The organism is Kitasatospora sp. CB01950, from assembly GCF_001905465.1.
In the GTDB taxonomy this organism is placed as follows: Bacteria; Actinomycetota; Actinomycetes; order Streptomycetales; family Streptomycetaceae; genus Kitasatospora.
Window position 1 is genome coordinate 272,156 of the sequence record NZ_LISX01000003.1, and the last position, 18,642, is coordinate 290,797.

The window sequence follows — 18,642 nt, forward strand, 5'->3', positions numbered from 1 at the left end:
CCCTCCTTCGTCCTTGCCGAACCTGGTGGCGCCGCCGCCCGACCGGCCGTCACCTGCCTTGACAGGAGACCGGTGACGTCGTCCGGATCCGGGCGGCGGCGCAGTGCCGGACCGCTCGGTCCGGGGGTGCTTCCGGGGAGTGGAGCAACCCCCGCCGAGCGGCGGCGCTCCATGCTCGTTCCTGCGCAAGGCCCCGGACTTGGGCCGATGGTCCCGCCCGGGACGGCCGGGCGTCCCCGGTCCCCGGGCCCCCACGAGCCGAACGGCCCGGGGGCGGGAGGGACTGACGGACCGCCAGGCTGCGGCGGTTGTCGGCGGCGGTCGGCGGCGGTCGGCGGGTGCGCGGTGGTACGCGGCGGTGGCGCGGTGATCAGGTACCTGGTCGCGAACGGTGCGCAAACATGCACGTATCGGACGCAAGAGGGCGTAGTCGGACGAGAAGCGGTCGGAAAGAGACACGCCTGTGCGTCGGAGGGAAGTGGCGGTGCGTCAGGCCGCGACGGGGTGCGCGTGGTGGTGGCGCGCGTCCGTGTTGTGCAGGGTGCGCAGGCCGGCCGTCAGCAGGGCCGGGTCCTGGCGCAGCCACAGCCGGACGGCCGCGCCCAGCGCCGCGCACGGCGAGCCCGGGCGGACGCCGCTCAGGTCCGTCATCCGGTCGGCGAGCGCCGGGAGCAGTTCGGCGAGCTCCGGCGGCAGCCACACCGTCAGCGCGCAGGGGGCGAACCGACGGAGCTCGTCGGCGAGTTGGGGCGTGCCGCCGGTGAGTACGGACGGCAGGACGTCCAGCAGGGCGTCCGCCACCACCTCGGACACGTCGCCGCGGTGCCCGTGCGCCAGGCGCCGCAGCAGCGTCCGGTCGGCGGTGGTGAGTCGGACAGCCAGCATGACCTCGTCGGATTCCATCGCACGGCCTCTCCGGGCACCCACGCCCAACCCGACCGGCCCGCGGCATGCGGGCCGGAAACACACAAAACGCCGACCAGATGGCCAGGGTTGTCACTGTCCCCAAGCCGGAAACCGCGGCGGAAGGGCCGAACGGCCCCGTTCGGCGGGGCCTGACGGCGAACCGGCCGGTGGGCCGGGTGGCGAAACCGGCCGGTGGGCCGGGCGGCCGGCTCTGGTGAACCGGCCGACGAGTCCGGCGGTGGGCCGGGTGGCCGGTCGCGGCGGACCGGCCGGTGGAACGAGCGGCGGGCGGCCCGGGAAGCGGGCGGTCGGCCGCGGCGGGGCGGCCCCTCAGCGGGAGCCGCGGGTCGCGCCGTCGTAGCGGATCCGGTGGTCCGGCACACCCGCGTCCAGCAGCAGCGAACGTGCGCCGGCGACCATCCCGATCGGGCCGCTGAGCAGGGCCAGGCCCGGCAGGCTCTGGTGGCCGCGGAGCAGCGCGGCCAGGCCCTCCAGGTCCGGTCCGAGCACCGGCGTCAGCTCCAACCACGAGCGGTTGGCGGCGAGTTCGACCATTGCCGGCCAGTCGTACAGGTCCTCCCGGCCGCGCGCCGCGACCACCAGGCGCACCCGCCGGCCGCGCGCCCGGTGCGCCGCCGCGAACTCCTCCACCAGGGCCTTCATCGGCGCCAGGCCCGTCCCCCCGCCGATCAGCAGCAGGTCGCGGTGCACGTCCGACCCGTCGCCGTCCAGCGAGAGTTCGCCGCGCGCCGGGCCCACCCGGACCTGGTCGCCGACACCGGTGCCGTCCACCAGCGCCGCGCTCAGCCCGCCCGGCGAGGTCCGGCGGACGTGGAACTCCAGCACCCGGTCCTCGCGCGGCGCGCACGCCACCGAGTAGGTGCGCCAGGTGTGCGGCAGCAGCGGCGACTCCAACGCCGCGTACTGGCCCGCCCGGTACGGGTACGGCTCGCCGGTGCGCACCCGCAGCACCGCCAGGTCCGGGCGGCGCCGCTCGTGGCCGACCACCTCGCCGTGCCAGAACGGCGGCTCGGTGGACGCGGCCTCCGCGCCCGCGACCATCGCCGCCACCGAGAACCGCAGCATCCGCAGCCACGCCGCCTCGACCTGCCCGGTCCAGGCCCGCCCGCCGCGCACCCGCAGTGCGGTGGTCAGCGCCTCCTCGAACGCCTCGTAGTGCGCCGGCCACACCCCGAGCTTGCGATGGTCCGCGCCCAACGCCCGTAGCTTGCCGTCGAGTTCGTCCGGCCGGTCGAGGTGGTCGATCAGGTGCTGGAACATGTGCCCCAGGTGCTGGCGCTGGAACTCCATCGACTCCGGGAACAGCCGCCGCAGGTACGGTCGGCGGAGGAACATCGCGTCGTACAGCACCTCGATCAGGGAGTCGAACGGCAGCAGCGGCGTGAGGTGACGGACGATCAAGTCCCGGTCTCCGGGCTCGGGCGGCTCCACCGACGGCCGCTGTGGGCCGGACGACCGGCCGGGCGGGGCGAGGATGCTGCGACGCAAGCGCATCGCGTGGTGGCGGGCGAGCAGCCGGTCGTACTCCGGGCTGAACGCGTCCTCGTCGTAGGCGCCGACGGTGAGGACGTGGGCGGCGGTGAGGGCGGTGGGGGTGGCGGTGCGCGGAGCGCCGCTGCTGATGAACTCCATGAACGCCAGGCTAACCACACGTGTAGACGAGATGATCATGGACTGTTCGGCCGCCCGAAGCCGGGACGTTCGGCCCTTGACCTGCGACGATACGGGCGGCTGCGGGCGGTCGCGGGCGGCTCGGCCCGGGAGCATGGGCACGCGCGGGGGCGTGTCCTACGCTGGAGTGCATGTCGAACCCCGATGGGCTGCTCGTCCAGATCGCCTCGATGGTCGAATCCGAGCACAGTAACCAGATGTCCCTCACGGTGGTGGTCCCCGGCGCTGTCATCACCGGCAGGCTCGCCCCGGTGGCCCTGTGGTGGGAACGCGTGGCCGACGTCCTGGAGGCCTCCGACCACCTGAAGCCCTTCGCCGCCCTCTTCGCCCCGCCCGTCGAAGGCCCGCCGGCCCGCCCCACCCACCTGCACCTGCACCGGGCGAGGATCCTCCAGGGCAACTTCGGCCTCCCGCACACCGGCGGCATGTACCGCATCGCCATCGGTGACATCAGCGCCTGGTCGGTCGGCGACCTCAGCTACTCCGACGCCTGACCGTCCCGGCTACGGGTCCGGCCGGCCGGTTCCGGCGCCGGCCGCGACGGGCTCGCGGGCGGGGCGGGCCGGCCGGTTCCGGTGCCGGTCGGGTGACGGCCGGGAGCCGTTCAGGCATCGGTGGGGGGGGGGGGGGGGGGGGGGCGAGCCGGGCGACCACGTCCGGCACGCGTCCCGCGCCGTCCTCCTTCGCCATCCGGGCGGCGGCCGGACGTCGGTCCGCTCCATCTCGACGGCCCGCTCGGCGACCTCCACCGGCTTCTGCAACTGGGCGATCTGCGCGTTGAGTTGGCGGTGGGCGGGCCCGGCCGGGCGATTCGACGGATCCGCGAGGTGGCCTTCGCGCAGTGCCGTGCCACCGGACGAGGTCGGGTGCTGTGCTCAGGCCCGCCCGGGTTCCGACAGCAGCCTGGCGTTCCGGCGGACCCAGTCGCCGATGCCGGTGGCCGGGCGGCCGGTGACCTGCCGGACGCCGTCGGCGTGGCGGTCGTAGCGGTTCTCGGCGTGCAGGCGGGCCATGGTGGAGATGTGCTGGAAGGCGTGTTCCGGCAGGCCGAGCGGCCTCAGGTCGCGCTCGATCCACTCGTCCAGCGGGACGTCCGTGTACGCGACCGGCCGGCCGAGCGCGGCGGAGACCTCGGCGGCGATGGCCGGGCCGTCCAGCGTGCGGGGGCCGGTCAGTTCGTAGGCGCGGCGGAGGTGCGGCTGCGGGTCGGCCAGGATCTCGGCGACGACCTCGGCGACGTCCGCCGCCGCCACGGGGGACGTCCGGGCCGTCGGACCGAGCGGGAGTCGGACGGCGTCGGCGGTGGCGACGGCGGACAGGCCGGCCCGGAACAGCGGGTTCTCGAGGAACACGGTCGGCCGGACCTCGACCACCGGGAGCCCCGACCAGCCGAGGGCCTGCTCCACCAGCCACTGCTGCCGCTGTTGGTGCGACTCGCCGGTGTCGGACACCCCGAGCTCGGAGACCGTCAGCTGCGACATGTTGACGAACACCTCCAGCCACGCCGTCTCGCGCGCCACGGCCGCCGTGGTGAGGGCGGCCTGCAGGTACTGGTCGGACACCCCCATGCCGAAGTAGACCCGCGCGCAGCCGGTCAGCGCCCCGGCCACGTCGCCGGTGCGGGTCAGGTCACCGACGACGACCTCCGCACCGGTGGCACGCAACGCGCGCGCACGTTCGTCGTCACGGCGCACCAGGGCGCGGACCGGCAGCCCGCGTCGTCGCAGCGTCTCGACCACGGACCGGCCGACGGCGCCGACGCGACCGGCGGCGCCGGTGACCAGGATCGGTTGCACAGTATCTGTCCTCCGTAGCACAGGAGTTGACGTTGCGTCAGGTTGATGCGGTGGTGGTGACGCGAACGGGTTGGAGTGGCCGACCGTCCGTGCCCCCGCTCCCGGTGGCGGCGTTGGGAGCGGTGGACCCGCGTGGAGACCACGCGGGTCCACCCTCCGACGGTCAACGAGGAAGGACACGGAGATGGCCACGTACAACACGGAGATCCACACGGGTGGCGGCGGCTGGCAGGACGACGCGCCGCTGACCCTCAGCATCGCCAACCGGAACGACGTCGCCCCCGGCGACGGCGCGCCCGCGACGGGCACCACCGTCACGTGGAACGGCGACGCGGGCAGCGGCAGCGTCACCTTCTTCGACAACGGCAGCAGCTTCCAGGGCACCGCGCAGTTCCCCAACGAGGGCCCCGTCGGCTACCGCGGCACCCTGGCGGACTGACGGCCGACCGCGTGACGGGCTGACAGCCGGCCGCGCGGCTGCGGCCCAACGCATGCGAGCCGCCCGGCGATCGGCCGGGCGGCTCCCCTCCCCAGCACACTGGCCCTGGTTGCAGCAACGTTCACCGGCGCCATGTCCCGTAGCGCCTGAAGCACCTTCTTCCGAGAGGTTCACCTCACGTGGTGCGCACCGTGCTGGGCCCGGTCAGAAGAGGCTGGTGTACACGTGCTGCCAGTCCGTGACGGCCTGGGCGATCGCGGAGGTGGCGCCGATGGCGGTCAGGGCCAGGCGGGTCCTGTTGCGGAGGCGGTGTTCGGTCGGGTTGGCGGCGGCGTCCGAGACGTCGGCGAGGCTGTGCAGGAGGTCGGCACGGGCCTGGTCGGCGAGGGCGGGCTCCTGCTGGATCGCGGCCTTGAGGGCGTCGATCGCCGCCGCCGCGTGGTCGTCGACCGGCTATGCGAACGTCATGAGGGCGCCGAGGGAGACGTTCGGGCCGGCCGTGACCCACGGGTCGGGGGAGGGGCCGCGGACGGGGCCGAAGTGGACGGGGACGGGGCCGTTGGTGCCGCAGGCCGGGTAGCCGTCGACGTCGGAGATGGCGACGGAGCCTCCCGGGGTGGAGAAGCCGGCGGCGCTGATCGCCTCGGTGCTCTGCCACAGGCCGGCGGTGGAGAGGTGGGCGAGGGTGACGGTGCCGTCGGTGGCGACGTAGCCGATGGCGGTGCCGGAGGCGTTCTTGGCGGCGGAGAGGACGGCGCCGTCCGGGACGGTGCCCGCCGGGGCGGTGGTGTTGGGCTGGAGGGCGCCGCTGCGGCCCGCGCCGGCGCTGATCGTCGCCTGGTTGAGGCGCCCGTCGCGGCCCGCGTAGAACACCGAGAAGTTGCTCGACGAGGTGCCGGGGGCGATGGCGATGCCCGCGTTCGGTCGGGCGCTGCCGGCCGGGGCGATGGTGTACGTGGTCATGTTGCCGCTGGCCTGCGACGTCCAACTCACCGTCACCGCACCGGAGTCGCCGACGGTGAGGATGCCGGCGCGGCCGGCGATCGGGTAGGTGGCGGACTCCGTGGCGGTCGGGTAACCGGCGGAGGGCGGGAGTTGGCGCCAGTCCACCGCGTACTGGAGGCACGGGTCGGTGAACAGCGAGGCGGTGGCGGTCGGCGCTGCCGCGAGGCCCGCCCAGCCGGCGGTGGCCAACGTCAGCTGGCTGCTCGCCCAGGCCACGGATATCCGGCCGCCGGGCTGGGCGCTGCCCGGGTTGCTGAGGGGGTACGGATCGGTGGTCGGGTGGTCGCCGCAGTACTGGAGGACCGAGCCGTCCGTCGCGGTGAAGTACACGGCGGGCCGGTGGCCGGGCAGCCGTATCGCGGCCACCCGCGCACCGGGCGGGGCGAGCGAGGCCGGGCCGATCCGGGTGGCGGTGGTCCAGCTGTTGGCGGTGGCCGAGTAGTGGTAGCTCCACAGACCGCCGTCGGCCCCGATGTAGTACGCGTCGGCTTCATTGCCGGCCGCGACGGCAGCGGGCGCCGGGCCGGCGAGCAGTGCCGTCGCGGCCAGGATCAGCAGGGTGAGCAGGGCCCGGAGCCGCTGGGCGAGCGGTCTGCGTGGGGTGAGCTCGGGCATGGCGCGTTCCTCTCCAACTCGGGTGCGAGGCACGAAGTTTGACAGTTTCATGGCAATGCATCCAGGGTGCGGGAGGGGCGGGCTCGCGATGCCTGGGGCGCGCGGCGCTACAGCAGGCTGAGCGTCACGTTGATGCAGACGCCCACCACCACGACGGCCAGCAGGATCCGGAGCCAGGGCGGGCGTTCCTTCGGCGGTTGCCAATCGGACATCGGCGGCTCTCCTGTTCGCTGAGCGGTCGGTGCGGCGGAGGACCGTCCGTCCGCCGTGCAGCGAAACTAACGCCGCCGGGCCGGCCTGCGCACTCGCGCGGACTACCGTCTTTGAGGTGCACTTTTCTGCACCCTCCCGGCGGGTGCTGCGCTCAGTGGGAGCAGCGCTCAGCGGGGTGCCGCGCTCAGTCGGCCCGGGTGTCGAGGGAGTTGAGGTAGGTCAGGACGGCCTGCACCCGGCGGTGGCCGCCGTCGGTCGCCGGGAGGCCGAGCTTGGCGAAGATGTTGCCGATGTGCTTGTTCACGGAGGTCTCCGCGATGAACAGCAGCCCCCCGATGGCGCCGTTGCCGTGCCCCTCCGCCATCAGCGAGAGCACCTCGCGCTCGCGCGGGCTCAGCGCGTCCAGCGGGTCGTTCCGGGTCCGGCGCACCATCAGCTGGGAGATCACCTCCGGGTCCATGGCGACCCCGCCGCCCGCCACCCGCTCCAGCGCCTGGAGGAACTCCTCCACCCGCCCGACCCGGTCCTTGAGCAGGTACCCGACGCCCGACGCGCCGTGGCTCAACAGCTGGGCGGCGCGGACGTGTTCGACGTACTGGGAGAGCACCAGCACCGGCAGGTCGGGCAGCTGCTCCCGGGCCGCCACCGCGCCGCGCAGCCCCTCGTCCCGGTACGTCGGCGGCAGGCGGACGTCCAGCACGGCGATGTCCGGACGGTGGTCGAGCAGGGTCGGCAGCAGCCCGTCGCCGTCCTCCACGGTCGCGCAGACCTCGTGGCCCACGCTCGTCAGCAGCAGCGCCAGGCCCTCCCGCAGCAGGGCGTTGTCCTCGGCGATCACGATCCGCACGGCAGCTCCACTCGAAGTTCGGTCGGCCCGCCGGGCGGGCTCTGCAGGTCGGTGACGCCGTCGAACGCGGCGACCCGACGCCGGATGCCGCTGATCCCACTGCCCGGCTCCGGCCCCGGGCCGGCCCCCGCGCCGCCCCTGCCGTCGTCCCGCACGCAGATCCGGATCCCGTTGCCGGCGATCCGCAGGCGCACCTGGGCGGCCGCGGCCCCGCTGTGCTTGGCGACGTTCGTCAGCGCCTCCGACATCACGAAGTAGGCCGCAGCCTCCACCGCGACCGGCGCCCGACTTCCCCCGGCGTCCTGCTCGACGTCGAGACTGGTGGGCACCGGGCAGGCCGCCACCAGCGAACGGGCCGCCTCCGCCAGACCGTGGTCGACCAGCACCGGCGGATAGATCGAACGGACCGCCCCGCGCAGCGACTTGACCGCCTGATCGGTCAAGTCCCGGGCCTGGTCGATGAGTTCCGGCAGCTTCTCCGGATGGCTGTGCAGCACCTGCTTCATCACCGCCAGCCGCAGCGCCACCGACACCAGCCCGGCCTGCGCCCCGTCGTGCAAGTCCCGCTCGATGCGCCGCAGTTCGGCCGCGTGCGCCTCCAGCGCCTCGGCCCGGGTGATGGTCAGCTCCACGACCCGCTCGGCCAGCGAGGTGCGGCGCTTGCGCGGACCGAGCAGCGCCCGCGTCAGCAGCGCGTGCAGCTGCGCCCACCACGGCAACAGCCAGCCGGCCAGCGCGCCGTAGGCCGCGCCCGCCAGGCACGCCGCCAGGGCAGCCCCCCACGAGTCGATCTCCCAGACCATGAACTGCGGGGGCTCGGGCGCCAGTTGCCACCACAGCGGAACGGTCAGCCAGCTCGCCGCCCCCGTGCACAGCCCCAGAACCAGCGCTGCGCCGACCGTGCCGAACACGGCATGCGCGAGCAGCCACAGCAGGTCGGTCCAGGTCGCCCGGTCCGCGAGCATCGTCTGCGCCCGGGCCAGCACCCCGCCCTCCACCCGCCGGTACGACGACGGCACCTCGCAGCCCAACCACCGCCCCGCGCGCAGCCGATGGGCATCCGCCACCCGCCGCAGCCGGGCCAGCGCGAGCGGCACCAGGGCCAGCCCCGGGCCCACCAGGCTCAGCGCGAACACCGCCAGGAGCGCATACAGGCCGAACAGCGCCAGCACCGCCGTCCCGCCGACCGCCAGCAGGTACCGCAACGACCGGACCGCCCGCCGCACGAACTCCGCCTGCCCCGAACGCCGTTGCTGCCGGGCAGCGCCCTCGCTCGTCGTCAACGCCCCCCACCACCCCTTTTCCGCCCACGCTACCAGCGACGGACGGCGGGCCGCCGCCGGGCGAAGGTGCAGTCGACTGCACCCGAGGACTCCAGCGAACGCCGTGTTCTCCGACGCCTCCCGACTCCCACCGTCGGCAGCGACCCGTCGTCGGCGGGGTGCGGGAGAGGAGACACGATGACGCGCAGCGAGGCAGCGGAACAGCCGGTCGGTGAACGAACCCCCGTCACGCCCGGTCCCGGCTCGGGTGTGATGTCGTGTGCGGTGACGTCGGTTCCGCAGGTGTCGCAGGTGTCGCAGGTGAGTCTGGCGTGGGCCTCGCCGGTGCAGTCGCGATGCCGGTAGCGCGCGGGCGGCCCGTCGGGGGCCAGGTAGGCGTCGCCCCAGTCCCTGATCGCCATGAGGATGGGGTGGATGTCGTGGCCCTTGCGGGTCAGGCGGTATTCGACGTGGTCGCCGTCGTCGGCCTGCCGGCGGGCCAGGATGGTGCTCGGCCAGCGGGGCGAGCCGGTCCTGCAGCCGGCTGCGGGAGATTCCGAGTGTGCTCTGAAAGGCGTTGAACCGGAGGATGCCGGCGAACGAAGCCTTCAGGATCAGCAGCGTCGGGCTGTTCGCGGGTGGTGCGGAACGCGTTGACCGGGTGGTCGGGGCCGGGGTGGCCGAAGGAGATGCCGGCCACCATGCGCCGGTTGTCGGGGATGCCGACGTGGTCTCAGATCCGCGCCGCCCCGGACCAGGCCCTGGTCCGGGGCGGCGCGGACGCCGGGGCGGCGCGTCAGTCGTTCTCGGCGAAGCCGTTCTCCGCGGCGTGCTTGTCCTCGTAGGAACGGTCCGGGTCGTACTTCCCCTGCAGTTCCTCCCACGTCCTGGGACGGTTGTGGCTCAGGTGGGCGATGACGTTGCCGGAGTACTTGCCCTGCTCCGTGGTGCACTCGCGGCACGGCCCCTCCAAGGCGTCCGGAACGCCTTGCTTCAGCTCGGTGGCGGTGGAGCCGCAGGGCCCTTGGTCGAGGAGGCACTTGACGTGAGCCCCGGCGTCGCGGTCGCCGGCATCGGTCGAGAGCTCCTCGTAGCGGGCGTTGTCGCTCGCGGTGGCGAGGCGGTGGGTCGCGGCGGGGTTGTCCTGGTGGGGCGCGAAGGCGGTAGTTGCGGCGAGGGCCGGGACGGCGAGGGCGGCGACGAGGAAGGCTGTTCTCGATGGCACGGGAACTCCGATCGGAGGCGGTATCAGGTCCGGGCGCGGTTACGGGCGGGTGACGGTGAACTCCGCCGGGCCGTCCTGGGTGGCGACCAGGCCGGTGATGGAGGTGACCCGGGTCCCGTCCGCGCAGATCAGGTTGGTGCTGACGCCCTCTCCGGAGTAGGAGCTGAAGAAGATCTGTCCCCGCCCTGTCGGGTCGGTCCGCACTTCGAAGTCGGCGGTGGTCTGGCGGCTCTGTCCGGCCGTCACGATGTCCACGCTGAGCATGTTGTCGTCCGCCTTGACGGGGGCGACGGTCATGGCCCTGGAGACGCCGTCCAGCACGGCCGTGCCGACGAACGGGGCGTCCACGACCAGCGCCCCGACGTAGTCGGTGTAGCGGCCCCCGCAGCTGTAGGTGACGGCGGACGCCGGCATGGGGGCGGTGGCGAGTGCGAGCGCGGCGGCCGTGCAGCACGCGGCGCCCGTCAAGGCACGGTGCATGGCGAGTTCCTTCCTCGGGTTGTCGCGCCGGTGGCGCGGAGCTGAGGTCCATCGAAGGCGGGTCCTCGCCAAGGCGCAGGACTGCAAGGGCCGAACGGCCGAAGGCCGAAACGGGCGCGGTGACCGGTGTCGGTCCGTCCGGAGCAGCGGGGCGGCGTTGCCGTCGAGGGCGGCGAGCGGTCGGCACCGCTGCGACGCGATGAGGAGCGCGATCGAACTCCGGGACCTAGGGTGACGGTCAGTTGCTGAGTATGATAATTGGACGATAGGAGAAGCAAGTGACCGGATCATTTCGTGCTGCGGGGGTTCCGCTCGGGCTGGCCTCGCTGGTCGCCGCCTGCACCGGAATCTCCGCCGGCGCGCCGGCCGTGGCGGCGGACCTCACCAGGACGGAGGTCGTCTGCACGGCCCAGGCCGAGGAGGACTACAGCCCCGCCATCACCAGTTCCGTCCACGACAGCGCGATCACCGGAACCATCAAGCTCCTCAGCTGCACGGAGAGCCTCATCGACGTGGACACCGGGGCCACCATCTCCGCGACTTCGCACACCGGAACCCTCGCTGATCCGGTGGCCCTCGGCACGTTCGACAACGTGGTCCTGAAGGACGGCACCTGCACCAGCCTGCCGGTGTCGCCGCCGTCCATCAGCGGCCAGGTCGACTTCACCTGGTACGACCCGACCGGCGGGACCGGCGTCCTGCAGATCAACAACCCGCTGACCAGCACGGTGGACGGCGACATCGTCTTCGCCGCCACCCACGACGACTTCACCGCGACCAGTACCCGGTACCCGGGTTTCCACATCGTCGCCGCCGGCCTGGGCGATCCCATCCACGAGGGCTCCTGCGCTCCCGGCCAGAGCGGCGTCACCAAGGTCACCGGAGCCATCCAGTTCACCTTCACCTCGCCCTGACCCTTCCGCCGTTTCCGTGCGCGGCACCTGGACGCCCGCACGGAACGACAGGTCCGGGCAGACCCGCCTTCAACGGCCGTCAGCACGCCTGGGCGTGCCGGCGAACGGTGGCCCACACCTGATCGACCGTCGCTTCGGACGCGTAGGGCGACCCGAACACGGCCCGCAGCACGGGGCGCCCCTCCACCTCGGCGGGAGTGCACACCAGGCCGGTGTCGGCGGCCAACCGGGCGGTCAGGGCGCGGGTCTGTTCGTCGGTGCCGTATCGGAAGGCGACCAGGCCCAACTCGTGTGCCACGAGGTGGAATCCGGGTTCCCGCTCGATCGCGCGGGCCAGGCGGTCGGCCAGGCCCACATCGTGGCGGATGGCGGCCCGCAGGCCTTCGAGGCCGTGGGCGCGCAGGACGTACCAGAGCTTCAGGGCGCGCATGGGGCGTCCCAGCGGGATCTGCCAGTCCCGGAAGTCCACGACGGCACCGGACTCCGAGGCGGGGTTGTGCAGGAAGGCCGGACGGATCGCCATCGCCTCGGTCAGCGACGCCCGGTCGGAGGTCCACAGGATGTCGCAGGGAGTGCCGGTGCGCATCCACTTGTGCGCGTTGACGGCGTAGGAGTCGGCGCCGTCCAGGCCTTCGTTGACCGCGCGGTGCTCGGGGCACAGGGCGGCGGAGCCGGCATAGGCGCCGTCCACATGCAGCCACACGCCGTACCGGCGGCAGACGTCCGCGACGGCGGGCAGTGGATCGAACGCGCAGGTGGCCGTCGTCCCCGAGGTGGCGACGACCACGGTCGGGACGAGGTTCGCGCGGCGGTCCGCTGCCAGACGGGCCGCCAGCGCGTCGGGGTCCATCGCGCCGGTGCCCGCCGTGGTGGCGATCTCCACCGCTTCGCCGAGCCCCGCGATGCGAACCGCTTTGGGGACACAGGAGTTGGCCTGCTCGCTGCAGTAGGCCCGGTAGCGGCCGTCCACGCCGTCGGTGCGCCAGCCGCCCCCGGAAGCGCGGTGCAGCGCGGCCACGACCGCGACCAGAACCGCGGACGAGGCCGAGTCCTGGATCACCCCGCCACCGGTGCCGCCGCTGTGCAGGAAGGACTCGGGCAGGCCCAGCGCCTTGGCCAGCCAGTCCACGACCACCTGCTCCAACTCGGTGGCCGCAGGCGAGGTCGACCACATCATGCCCTGCACGCCCAGCCCTGCGGTGACCAGCTCGGCCAGTACCGAAGCGGGCGAGTTCGCCGTGGGGTAGTAGCCGAGGAACGCGGGGTGCTGCCAGTGCACCAGGCCCGGGACGATCACCGACCAGGTGTCGGCGAGGATCCGCTCCAGGGGCTCGCCCTGCTCCGGCGCCGAGGCGGGCAGCGCGCCCGCGGTGGCACCCGGTGGACGGGCGGGCTCCACCGGCAGCGCCAGCGACTCCAACGCCGCCCAGTGCGCGGTCAGCCGTGCCACGGCCTCGGCGGCCGCCGACTCGAAGTCTTCACTCACAAGGCCGACCGTAGGCGAGGAACGGCGGTTCCTCCTGTTGGGTCGGAGACATGGAACAACCCGCACTGTGTCTCGCGCCACCGCAGCTCCTGCCCTCCTCCCTCCAGGCCCTGCGCAGTTCCGGGGCCTGCGGCGCGCCCTGCTCCGGTGCCCTGCACGAGCCGCTGGAGGACAGTCAGGAGGCGGACTACGACGCCTTCTTCGGGATCGTCCGCTGCGGCGAGGCGCCGGCCGCCCGTCTCCTCGCCGCCCTGGAACGGACGCTGGCCACCGTGCTGCCGCTCGCGGACGGGAAGGCCGCAGGGCGCTTCGAGCGGGCCATGCGCGGTCTCGGGCTCCCGCTGCCCCCTCCGTCCGGGGACGCGCTCACGGCGGAGGCCGGCCCCCAGGCCCGGTGGATCCACGGACACCGCCTGTTCCTGACGCTCACCCAGGCGGCCGTCGTCGGCCTGCAGCACGCCTCCACCGTGCCCGCGCCGTCCGTGGCGGACGGCGTCGAGGTCGCCGCGGCCTTCCTGCGGGCGAGCTCCGCGGCACTGCGACTGACCGCCTCGTTCACCCGCGACGAGTATCGGACGACCGTGCGGCCCTCGATGGCACCGCCGCAACACTCCGTGCCCGGTTTCAGCGGGCTCTGGTCGGCCGACCACCGAGTCCTGATCGAGAGGCTCCGCAGCTGGGGCGAGGCGCCCCAGCAGCCCGGGGACGGGCGGAGACGGGCGGACCCGGTCCTGCGGAGGGCGCTCGACGAGGTCTACCGCTCGCACATCGGCGTCTGCGCCCGCTTCGTCGGCAACGCCCCCTCGCTCCTGGGCGGCTCGAGCGACTCCCTCGCGACGCTCGGCAGACTCGCCCGCGTTCGGCGCAACCTCATCGACGGGCCGGGACGATGTCCCGAAGACGGACACCGCTACCGGCAGTAGGGGCCGTTGGGTCACCCTCGGCGTCGGACCGGCTGGGCCCGGGCTCAGTGCGGGTGTGGTGGGTTGTCCGGGTCTGAGCCGGTCAGGCGGGCGGCCAGTTCTCGTTTGAGGATCTTGCCGCTGGGGCCGAGGGGGAAGGCGTCCACGAACTCCACCCGGCGCGGGTACTTGTACGGCGCCATCCGTTCCCTGCTCCAGGCGACGATCATGGCGCCGAGGGCCGGGTCCGGCGCCGTGCCGGGGCGGAGCCGCACCACCGCGCACACCTCTTCGCCGTGGACGGGGTGGGGGAGCCCGATGACGGCTGCCTGGGCGATTGCCGGGTGGCGGGCCAGGACGTCCTCCACCTCGCGGGGGTAGACGTTGTATCCGCCGCGCAGTACCACGTCCTTCTTGCGGTCGACGACGGAGAGGTAGCCCTCGTCGTCCTTGACGCCGAGGTCGCCCGAGCGGAACCAGCCGTCCACGACGGCCTCGGCGGTCGCCTCCGGCCGGTTCAGGTAGCCGGCCATCACGTTGTGCCCCCGGATGACGATCTCCCCGGTCTCGCCGGCGGGCAGCAGTTCGATCCTGTCCTCCAGCTCCGCTCTGGCGATCTCGACCTCGACGCCCCAGATCGGCCGGCCCACGGTGCCCGGCTTGAGCGGCCACGCCTTCTGGTTGTAGGCCACCACCGGAGACGTCTCGGTGAGTCCGTACCCTTCGAGGACCGGGCAGCCGAACGTCTCCCGGAACGCGTCCAGGACCGCCACCGGCAGCGCGGCGCCGCCGGAGAACGCGCGGTCGAGCGGGGGCCTGCGGGGGTCGGCGCGGGCCGCGTCGAGGAGCGCCGTGTACATCGTCGGGACCCCCATGAAGACGGTGCAGTCCTCCTGCACCATGAGGTCCAGCGCGCCCGGTCCGTCGAACCGCGGCATCAGCACCAGGGTCGCCCCCGCCCGGAAGCAGGTGTTCATGCCGCAGATCTGGCCGAAGGTGTGGAACAGCGGCAGACAGCCGAGCAGGACGTCGTCCGCGGTGAAGTCGAACGGCGACAGCATGGTCGTGTCGACGTTCATCACCACGTTGAGGTGCGTGAGCAGGGCGCCCTTGGGGCGGCCGGTGGTGCCGGAGGTGTAGAGGACCAGCGCGATGTCCTCGGGGTCGCGCGGCACCTGACGGTCGATCGGGGTGCTCCGCGCCGCGAGCGCGTCCAGCCGCGGCGCGTGGGCACCCCCCTCTTCGTCCGCCATGACGGTGAGCACGGGCGTGCCGGTCGTCTCCGCCGCCCGGCCGCCCTCGGCGAGGAGCGGGGCGGCGCAGATCAGTGCCGCCGCCCCGGAGTCCTTCAGGACGTACGCGATCTCGTCCGCCCGGAGCAGGGCGTGGACCGGGACCGCGACCGCGCCGAGTGCGAGCACGCCGAAGTAGGCCAGCGGGAAGTGCGGTGTGCTGGGCAGCAGCAGCGCCACCTTGTCGTCGGGGCCGATGCCCCGCGCGCGCAGCGCCGCCGCGTACCTCCGCGCCCCGTCCCACAGCTCGCGGTAGGTGATCTTCCGGGTGCCGGACACGATCGCCGGGTGCTCCGGTCGCCGTAGCGCGGACTCGGCGAGGATGGCTGCCACGGAGAGGGTCATGGGGGTTTCACCCGCTCGCTTCCGCGGCCAGCCGCGCCTTGTCCGGTTTGCCGACGCCGGTGAGCGGCAGCGTGGGGCGGACGTGGATCTGCGCGGGGACGTGCTTGGGCGAGAGGGTGGCCCGGACGTGTTCCGCCAGGTCGGCGGGGCCGGCCGTGCCCGCCTCGCGCAGCACCACGGCGGCGTGCAGGTACTCGATCCGGTCCTGGTCCCGGACGCAGAAGGCGGCGGCCTGCACGACATCGGGATGGGCCAGCAGGGCGTTCTCCACCGTCACCGGGTGGATCTTGATGCCGTTGGTCTTGACCACCTCGCCGATCCGGCCGCGCAGGTGGAGGTAGTCGTCACCGTCTACGAAGCCGAGGTCCCCGGTGTGCACCCAGCCGTCCCGTACGGTCCGGGCGGTGAGTTCGGGCTCGGCCACGTACTCCTTCATCGTGAAGGGCGACCGTACGCAGACCTCGCCGATCTCGCCGGGCGGCAGGTCGCGGTGGTCGTCCGGATCGGTGATCCGGACCCAGCCGGGCATCGGGCGGCCGACCGTGACCCGCAGCCGGGGGTCGAGGTGCTCGGCGGGCGAGAGCATGCTGACGAAGCCCGCCTCGCTGGTCGCGTACACCTGGATCAGGACGTCGCCGAAGACCTTGACCGCCTCGGCCAGTCGCTCGGGGGACGCGGGGGAGCCCACGTACGTGACCATCTGGAGGCTGGAGAGGTCGGTCGAGCCCACCTCCGGGCGGTCCATGAGCAGGTACAGCTGGGGAGGGGAGAGCAGCATCCGGGTGATCCTGTGCTGCGCGATGGCGCGCAGCGCGTCGCCCGGGTCGAAGCCGTCCTGCAGGACCACCGAGCCGCCGGACGCGAGCGAGTCGTCGGCCGCTGCGCCGCTGGAGTGGCTGAGCGGGAGGAAGGCCAGGTAGACGGACCGCCAGCGCATCTGGAGTCCGGCGGAGATGAAGCCGTTGCGGGTCCGGAAGTCGAAGGCGATGCCCTTCGGTGCGCCGGTCGTCCCGCTCGTGTAGGTCACCACCGCGGGCCGGTCGAGCCCGATTTCGATGCCGGCCGGATCCAGCGCGTCCGGGTCGCCGGTCGTCAGGTCCAGGACGTCGGGGCCGAGATCGCCGAGGGCGACGAGGGCGAGCGGAGTGCCCAGCTGCTCGCGCAGCTCACGGGCGGTCGCGAGGTTCTCCGCGTCGACGGCCAGGTGCGTCGCACCGGTCTCCCGGAGGATCTTGAGCTTGGCGCCGGCGGCCATGTGGTCCGCCGGATCGACCGCGTTGGTGGTGTGCAGGTGGACCACCGTGGCCCCGACCAGATTCGCGGCGTACCGCAGGACCAGGGTCGGGGCGGTGTTGGTGACGGTCAGGATGGCGACCACGGCCCTGCCGCCGCTCCCGCCGCTCCCGTCGACGTGCCGGTGCAGGGCCTGCGCGGCCGACCGGACCAGGGTGGTCAACTCCGCCGCGGTCAGTGTCCGGTCGCGCCAGGACAGCACCACTTTCTCCGGTTCTGCGGAGATCACCTCAAGGATCTGGCTGACATACGTTCCGTCCGACGGCATAGAGAGCTCCAGTGGCGTCGTTCCGAGGAATTTCCGCACAGCGTACAACGCGAATAGCGGGTCTGTCAGGAACGAATGAGCGAGTGTAATTGTCGCAGGCCGCGCCATCGAAGTGATATCCCGTTCTGGGACAATTCCCTCTACCGGTCCGGCGCCGCATCGGCGCAGTCCTCGGAGAAAAGGGTGGCCATGAACCATTACCTGGAGCTCTTCTCGCGCCATATGAAGGAAGGCGGGTCCGCGGAGGCGAAACGGGAGTTTCTGGAGATCGGCCGGCACGCCGGGAAATTCCCGGCGGCCCGGAGCGTGCGGGGCGGGATCACGTCCGAGATCAGCGTGTGGTGCAGCAACGACTACCTGGGGATGGGCCAGCACCCGCTGGTCCTGGCGGCGACCCGCGAAGCCCTCGACGACCACGGCGCGGGCTCGGGCGGCTCCCGGAACATCGGCGGGACCAATCACTACCACGTGCTGCTGGAGAAGGAACTGGCGGATCTGCACGGCAAGGCCGACGCCCTTCTCTTCACCTCCGGATACACCGCCAATGACGGAGCCCTCACGGTCCTGGCCGGCCGGCTGGGGAACTGCGTCGTCTTCTCCGACGAGATGAACCACGCCTCGATCATCGACGGACTCCGCCACAGCGGCGCCGAGAAGCACATTTTCCGCCACAACGACACGGCGCACCTGGAAGAGCTGATATCCGCCGTCGATCCCGACCGGCCGAAGATGATCGTCATGGAGTCGGTCTACTCGATGGCGGGTGATGTCGCCCCGCTCGCCGAGATCGCCCGGATCGCCCGCGAGTACGGCGCGATGACCTTCCTCGACGAGGTCCACGCGGTCGGGATGTACGGGCCGGAGGGAGCGGGCATCGCCGCGAGCCTGGGCATCGCGGACGAGTTCACCGTGATCATGGGAACCCTCGCCAAGGGATTCGGCACCACCGGCGGATACATCGCCGGTCCCGCCGAGCTGGTCGACGCGGTGCGCGGCCTGTCCCGCTCCTTCATCTTCACCACCGCCCTGCCGCCGGCGGTCGTGGCGGGCGCGCTCGCCGCGGTCCGGCACCTGCGCAGCTCGGACGAGGAGCGCGACCGGCTCCACGAGAACGCGCGACTGGCGCACCGGCTGCTCACGGAACGCGGCATCCCCTTCGTCTCCGACGGGTCCCACATCGTTTCGATCTTCGTCGGGGACGACGCACTCGCCCGGCGGATCTCCGCCCTGCTGCTGGAACGCCACGGCATCTACGTGCAGGCGATCAACGCGCCGAGCGTGCGCACGGGCCAGGAGATCCTCCGGAGCGCACCCGGCGCCGTCCACCAGCCCGCGGAGGTCGAGGAGTTCGTCGCGGCCCTGGACGGGATCTGGCAGGAGCTGGGGGTGGCACGGACTCCGATCCCGCAGCGGTCCGCCGGAACGGACGGCTGACCTGCCCCAACGGGGTGCGCGCGGTGCTCCCGCCGCCCCCGCGACCCGCCCGCTCCCCGTGCCCGCGCCGTGTCGCGGCCTGCGATATCGGGACGCTATGCGGCGTGGGCAAGATCGACGTCGCACGCCCGGCAGCGGCACCCGCCGGACCTGACGAAGGCGTCCCGGCCGACGCGCGACCCGTGGGAGCGGGCACCCCGCCACGATCCGGCGACTGATGGTCCTGAC

17 protein-coding genes are annotated in these 18,642 nt (G+C 72.9%); 5 read left to right on the forward strand and 12 right to left on the reverse strand.

Annotation, left to right across the window (positions count from 1 at the left end; all coding sequences use genetic code 11):
- Positions 1-489 precede the first annotated feature (489 nt).
- A complete protein-coding gene (locus AMK19_RS09880; RefSeq protein WP_073810164.1) occupies positions 490-903 on the reverse strand; it encodes a hypothetical protein in 414 nt (137 codons plus the stop codon).
- A 333-nt stretch (positions 904-1,236) separates the two neighbouring features.
- Positions 1,237-2,559, reverse strand: a complete 1,323-nt coding sequence (locus AMK19_RS09885) for a globin domain-containing protein (RefSeq protein WP_083646627.1) — start codon at positions 2,557-2,559, stop codon at positions 1,237-1,239.
- A gap of 170 nt (positions 2,560-2,729) precedes the next feature.
- On the opposite strand from AMK19_RS09885, the gene AMK19_RS09890 reads away from it, so the two are divergent.
- Positions 2,730-3,092, forward strand: coding sequence for a hypothetical protein (locus AMK19_RS09890; RefSeq protein ID WP_073810165.1), 363 nt, complete (start codon positions 2,730-2,732; stop codon positions 3,090-3,092).
- A gap of 381 nt (positions 3,093-3,473) precedes the next feature.
- Here AMK19_RS09890 and AMK19_RS09895 read toward each other — a convergent pair whose 3' ends face one another.
- Positions 3,474-4,394 (reverse strand): NmrA family NAD(P)-binding protein, encoded by a 921-nt coding sequence (locus AMK19_RS09895; protein WP_073810166.1) that lies wholly within the window; start codon positions 4,392-4,394, stop codon positions 3,474-3,476.
- A 184-nt stretch (positions 4,395-4,578) separates the two neighbouring features.
- Between AMK19_RS09895 and AMK19_RS09900 the strand changes: the two genes are divergently transcribed.
- Positions 4,579-4,833 (forward strand): hypothetical protein, encoded by a 255-nt coding sequence (locus AMK19_RS09900; protein ID WP_073810168.1) that lies wholly within the window; start codon positions 4,579-4,581, stop codon positions 4,831-4,833.
- A 453-nt stretch (positions 4,834-5,286) separates the two neighbouring features.
- On the opposite strand, the gene AMK19_RS38010 is transcribed toward AMK19_RS09900, so the two are convergent.
- The 6 genes from AMK19_RS38010 to AMK19_RS09930 form a co-directional block, all read right to left on the reverse strand.
- The gene (locus AMK19_RS38010) at positions 5,287-6,453 is read right to left on the reverse strand and encodes a hypothetical protein (RefSeq protein ID WP_073810169.1); all 1,167 of its coding nucleotides are present in this window, start codon (positions 6,451-6,453) and stop codon (positions 5,287-5,289) included.
- A gap of 397 nt (positions 6,454-6,850) precedes the next feature.
- Positions 6,851-7,513 (reverse strand): response regulator transcription factor, encoded by a 663-nt coding sequence (locus tag AMK19_RS09910; protein ID WP_073810171.1) that lies wholly within the window; start codon positions 7,511-7,513, stop codon positions 6,851-6,853.
- On the reverse strand, positions 7,501-8,796 hold the full coding sequence (locus AMK19_RS09915) for a sensor histidine kinase (protein WP_073810173.1): 1,296 nt from the start codon (positions 8,794-8,796) through the stop codon (positions 7,501-7,503). The genes AMK19_RS09910 and AMK19_RS09915 overlap by 13 nt, the downstream gene beginning before the upstream one ends.
- Before the next feature lie 29 nt (positions 8,797-8,825).
- Entirely contained in the window at positions 8,826-9,281 is a 456-nt protein-coding gene (locus AMK19_RS38595) for a winged helix-turn-helix transcriptional regulator (protein ID WP_443135001.1), read from the reverse strand.
- Positions 9,282-9,571: 290 nt separating this feature from the next.
- Entirely contained in the window at positions 9,572-10,000 is a 429-nt protein-coding gene (locus AMK19_RS09925; protein WP_073810176.1) for a hypothetical protein, read from the reverse strand.
- Positions 10,001-10,039: 39 nt separating this feature from the next.
- Positions 10,040-10,480 (reverse strand): hypothetical protein, encoded by a 441-nt coding sequence (locus tag AMK19_RS09930; protein WP_073810178.1) that lies wholly within the window; start codon positions 10,478-10,480, stop codon positions 10,040-10,042.
- Positions 10,481-10,758: 278 nt separating this feature from the next.
- On the opposite strand from AMK19_RS09930, the gene AMK19_RS09935 reads away from it, so the two are divergent.
- Positions 10,759-11,394, forward strand: a complete 636-nt coding sequence (locus tag AMK19_RS09935; protein WP_073810179.1) for a hypothetical protein — start codon at positions 10,759-10,761, stop codon at positions 11,392-11,394.
- 79 nt (positions 11,395-11,473) lie between these two features.
- On the opposite strand, the gene AMK19_RS09940 is transcribed toward AMK19_RS09935, so the two are convergent.
- Positions 11,474-12,880, reverse strand: coding sequence for a pyridoxal phosphate-dependent decarboxylase family protein (locus AMK19_RS09940; protein WP_073810181.1), 1,407 nt, complete (start codon positions 12,878-12,880; stop codon positions 11,474-11,476).
- Positions 12,881-12,930: 50 nt separating this feature from the next.
- Between AMK19_RS09940 and AMK19_RS09945 the strand changes: the two genes are divergently transcribed.
- Entirely contained in the window at positions 12,931-13,803 is an 873-nt protein-coding gene (locus tag AMK19_RS09945; RefSeq protein WP_073810183.1) for a hypothetical protein, read from the forward strand.
- A 44-nt stretch (positions 13,804-13,847) separates the two neighbouring features.
- On the opposite strand, the gene AMK19_RS09950 is transcribed toward AMK19_RS09945, so the two are convergent.
- Both AMK19_RS09950 and AMK19_RS09955 read right to left on the reverse strand, forming a co-directional pair.
- Positions 13,848-15,419: a long-chain-fatty-acid--CoA ligase gene (locus AMK19_RS09950; protein ID WP_073810184.1), complete on the reverse strand. Its 1,572-nt coding sequence runs from the start codon at positions 15,417-15,419 to the stop codon at positions 13,848-13,850.
- Between the two features lie 7 nt (positions 15,420-15,426).
- Entirely contained in the window at positions 15,427-16,980 is a 1,554-nt protein-coding gene (locus AMK19_RS09955) for a class I adenylate-forming enzyme family protein (RefSeq protein WP_073810186.1), read from the reverse strand.
- 189 nt (positions 16,981-17,169) lie between these two features.
- On the opposite strand from AMK19_RS09955, the gene hemA reads away from it, so the two are divergent.
- Complete coding sequence (gene hemA / locus AMK19_RS09960) at positions 17,170-18,414, forward strand: 5-aminolevulinate synthase (RefSeq protein WP_073810187.1); 1,245 nt, start codon at positions 17,170-17,172, stop codon at positions 18,412-18,414.
- Positions 18,415-18,642: the final 228 nt, after the last annotated feature.

Bases quoted from the DNA above. Each gene is read 5' to 3' on its own strand.
- AMK19_RS09880 (WP_073810164.1), bottom strand. From the start codon at position 903: ATGGAATCCGACGAGGTCATGCTGGCTGTCCGACTCACCACCGCCGAC.
- AMK19_RS09885 (WP_083646627.1), bottom strand. From the start codon at position 2,559: ATGGAGTTCATCAGCAGCGGCGCTCCGCGCACCGCCACCCCCACCGCC.
- AMK19_RS09890 (WP_073810165.1), top strand. From the start codon at position 2,730: ATGTCGAACCCCGATGGGCTGCTCGTCCAGATCGCCTCGATGGTCGAA.
- AMK19_RS09900 (WP_073810168.1), top strand. From the start codon at position 4,579: ATGGCCACGTACAACACGGAGATCCACACGGGTGGCGGCGGCTGGCAG.
- AMK19_RS38010 (WP_073810169.1), bottom strand. From the start codon at position 6,453: ATGCCCGAGCTCACCCCACGCAGACCGCTCGCCCAGCGGCTCCGGGCC.
- AMK19_RS09930 (WP_073810178.1), bottom strand. From the start codon at position 10,480: ATGCACCGTGCCTTGACGGGCGCCGCGTGCTGCACGGCCGCCGCGCTC.
- AMK19_RS09945 (WP_073810183.1), top strand. From the start codon at position 12,931: ATGGAACAACCCGCACTGTGTCTCGCGCCACCGCAGCTCCTGCCCTCC.
- AMK19_RS09950 (WP_073810184.1), bottom strand. From the start codon at position 15,419: ATGACCCTCTCCGTGGCAGCCATCCTCGCCGAGTCCGCGCTACGGCGA.
- AMK19_RS09955 (WP_073810186.1), bottom strand. From the start codon at position 16,980: ATGCCGTCGGACGGAACGTATGTCAGCCAGATCCTTGAGGTGATCTCC.
- hemA (WP_073810187.1), top strand. From the start codon at position 17,170: ATGAACCATTACCTGGAGCTCTTCTCGCGCCATATGAAGGAAGGCGGG.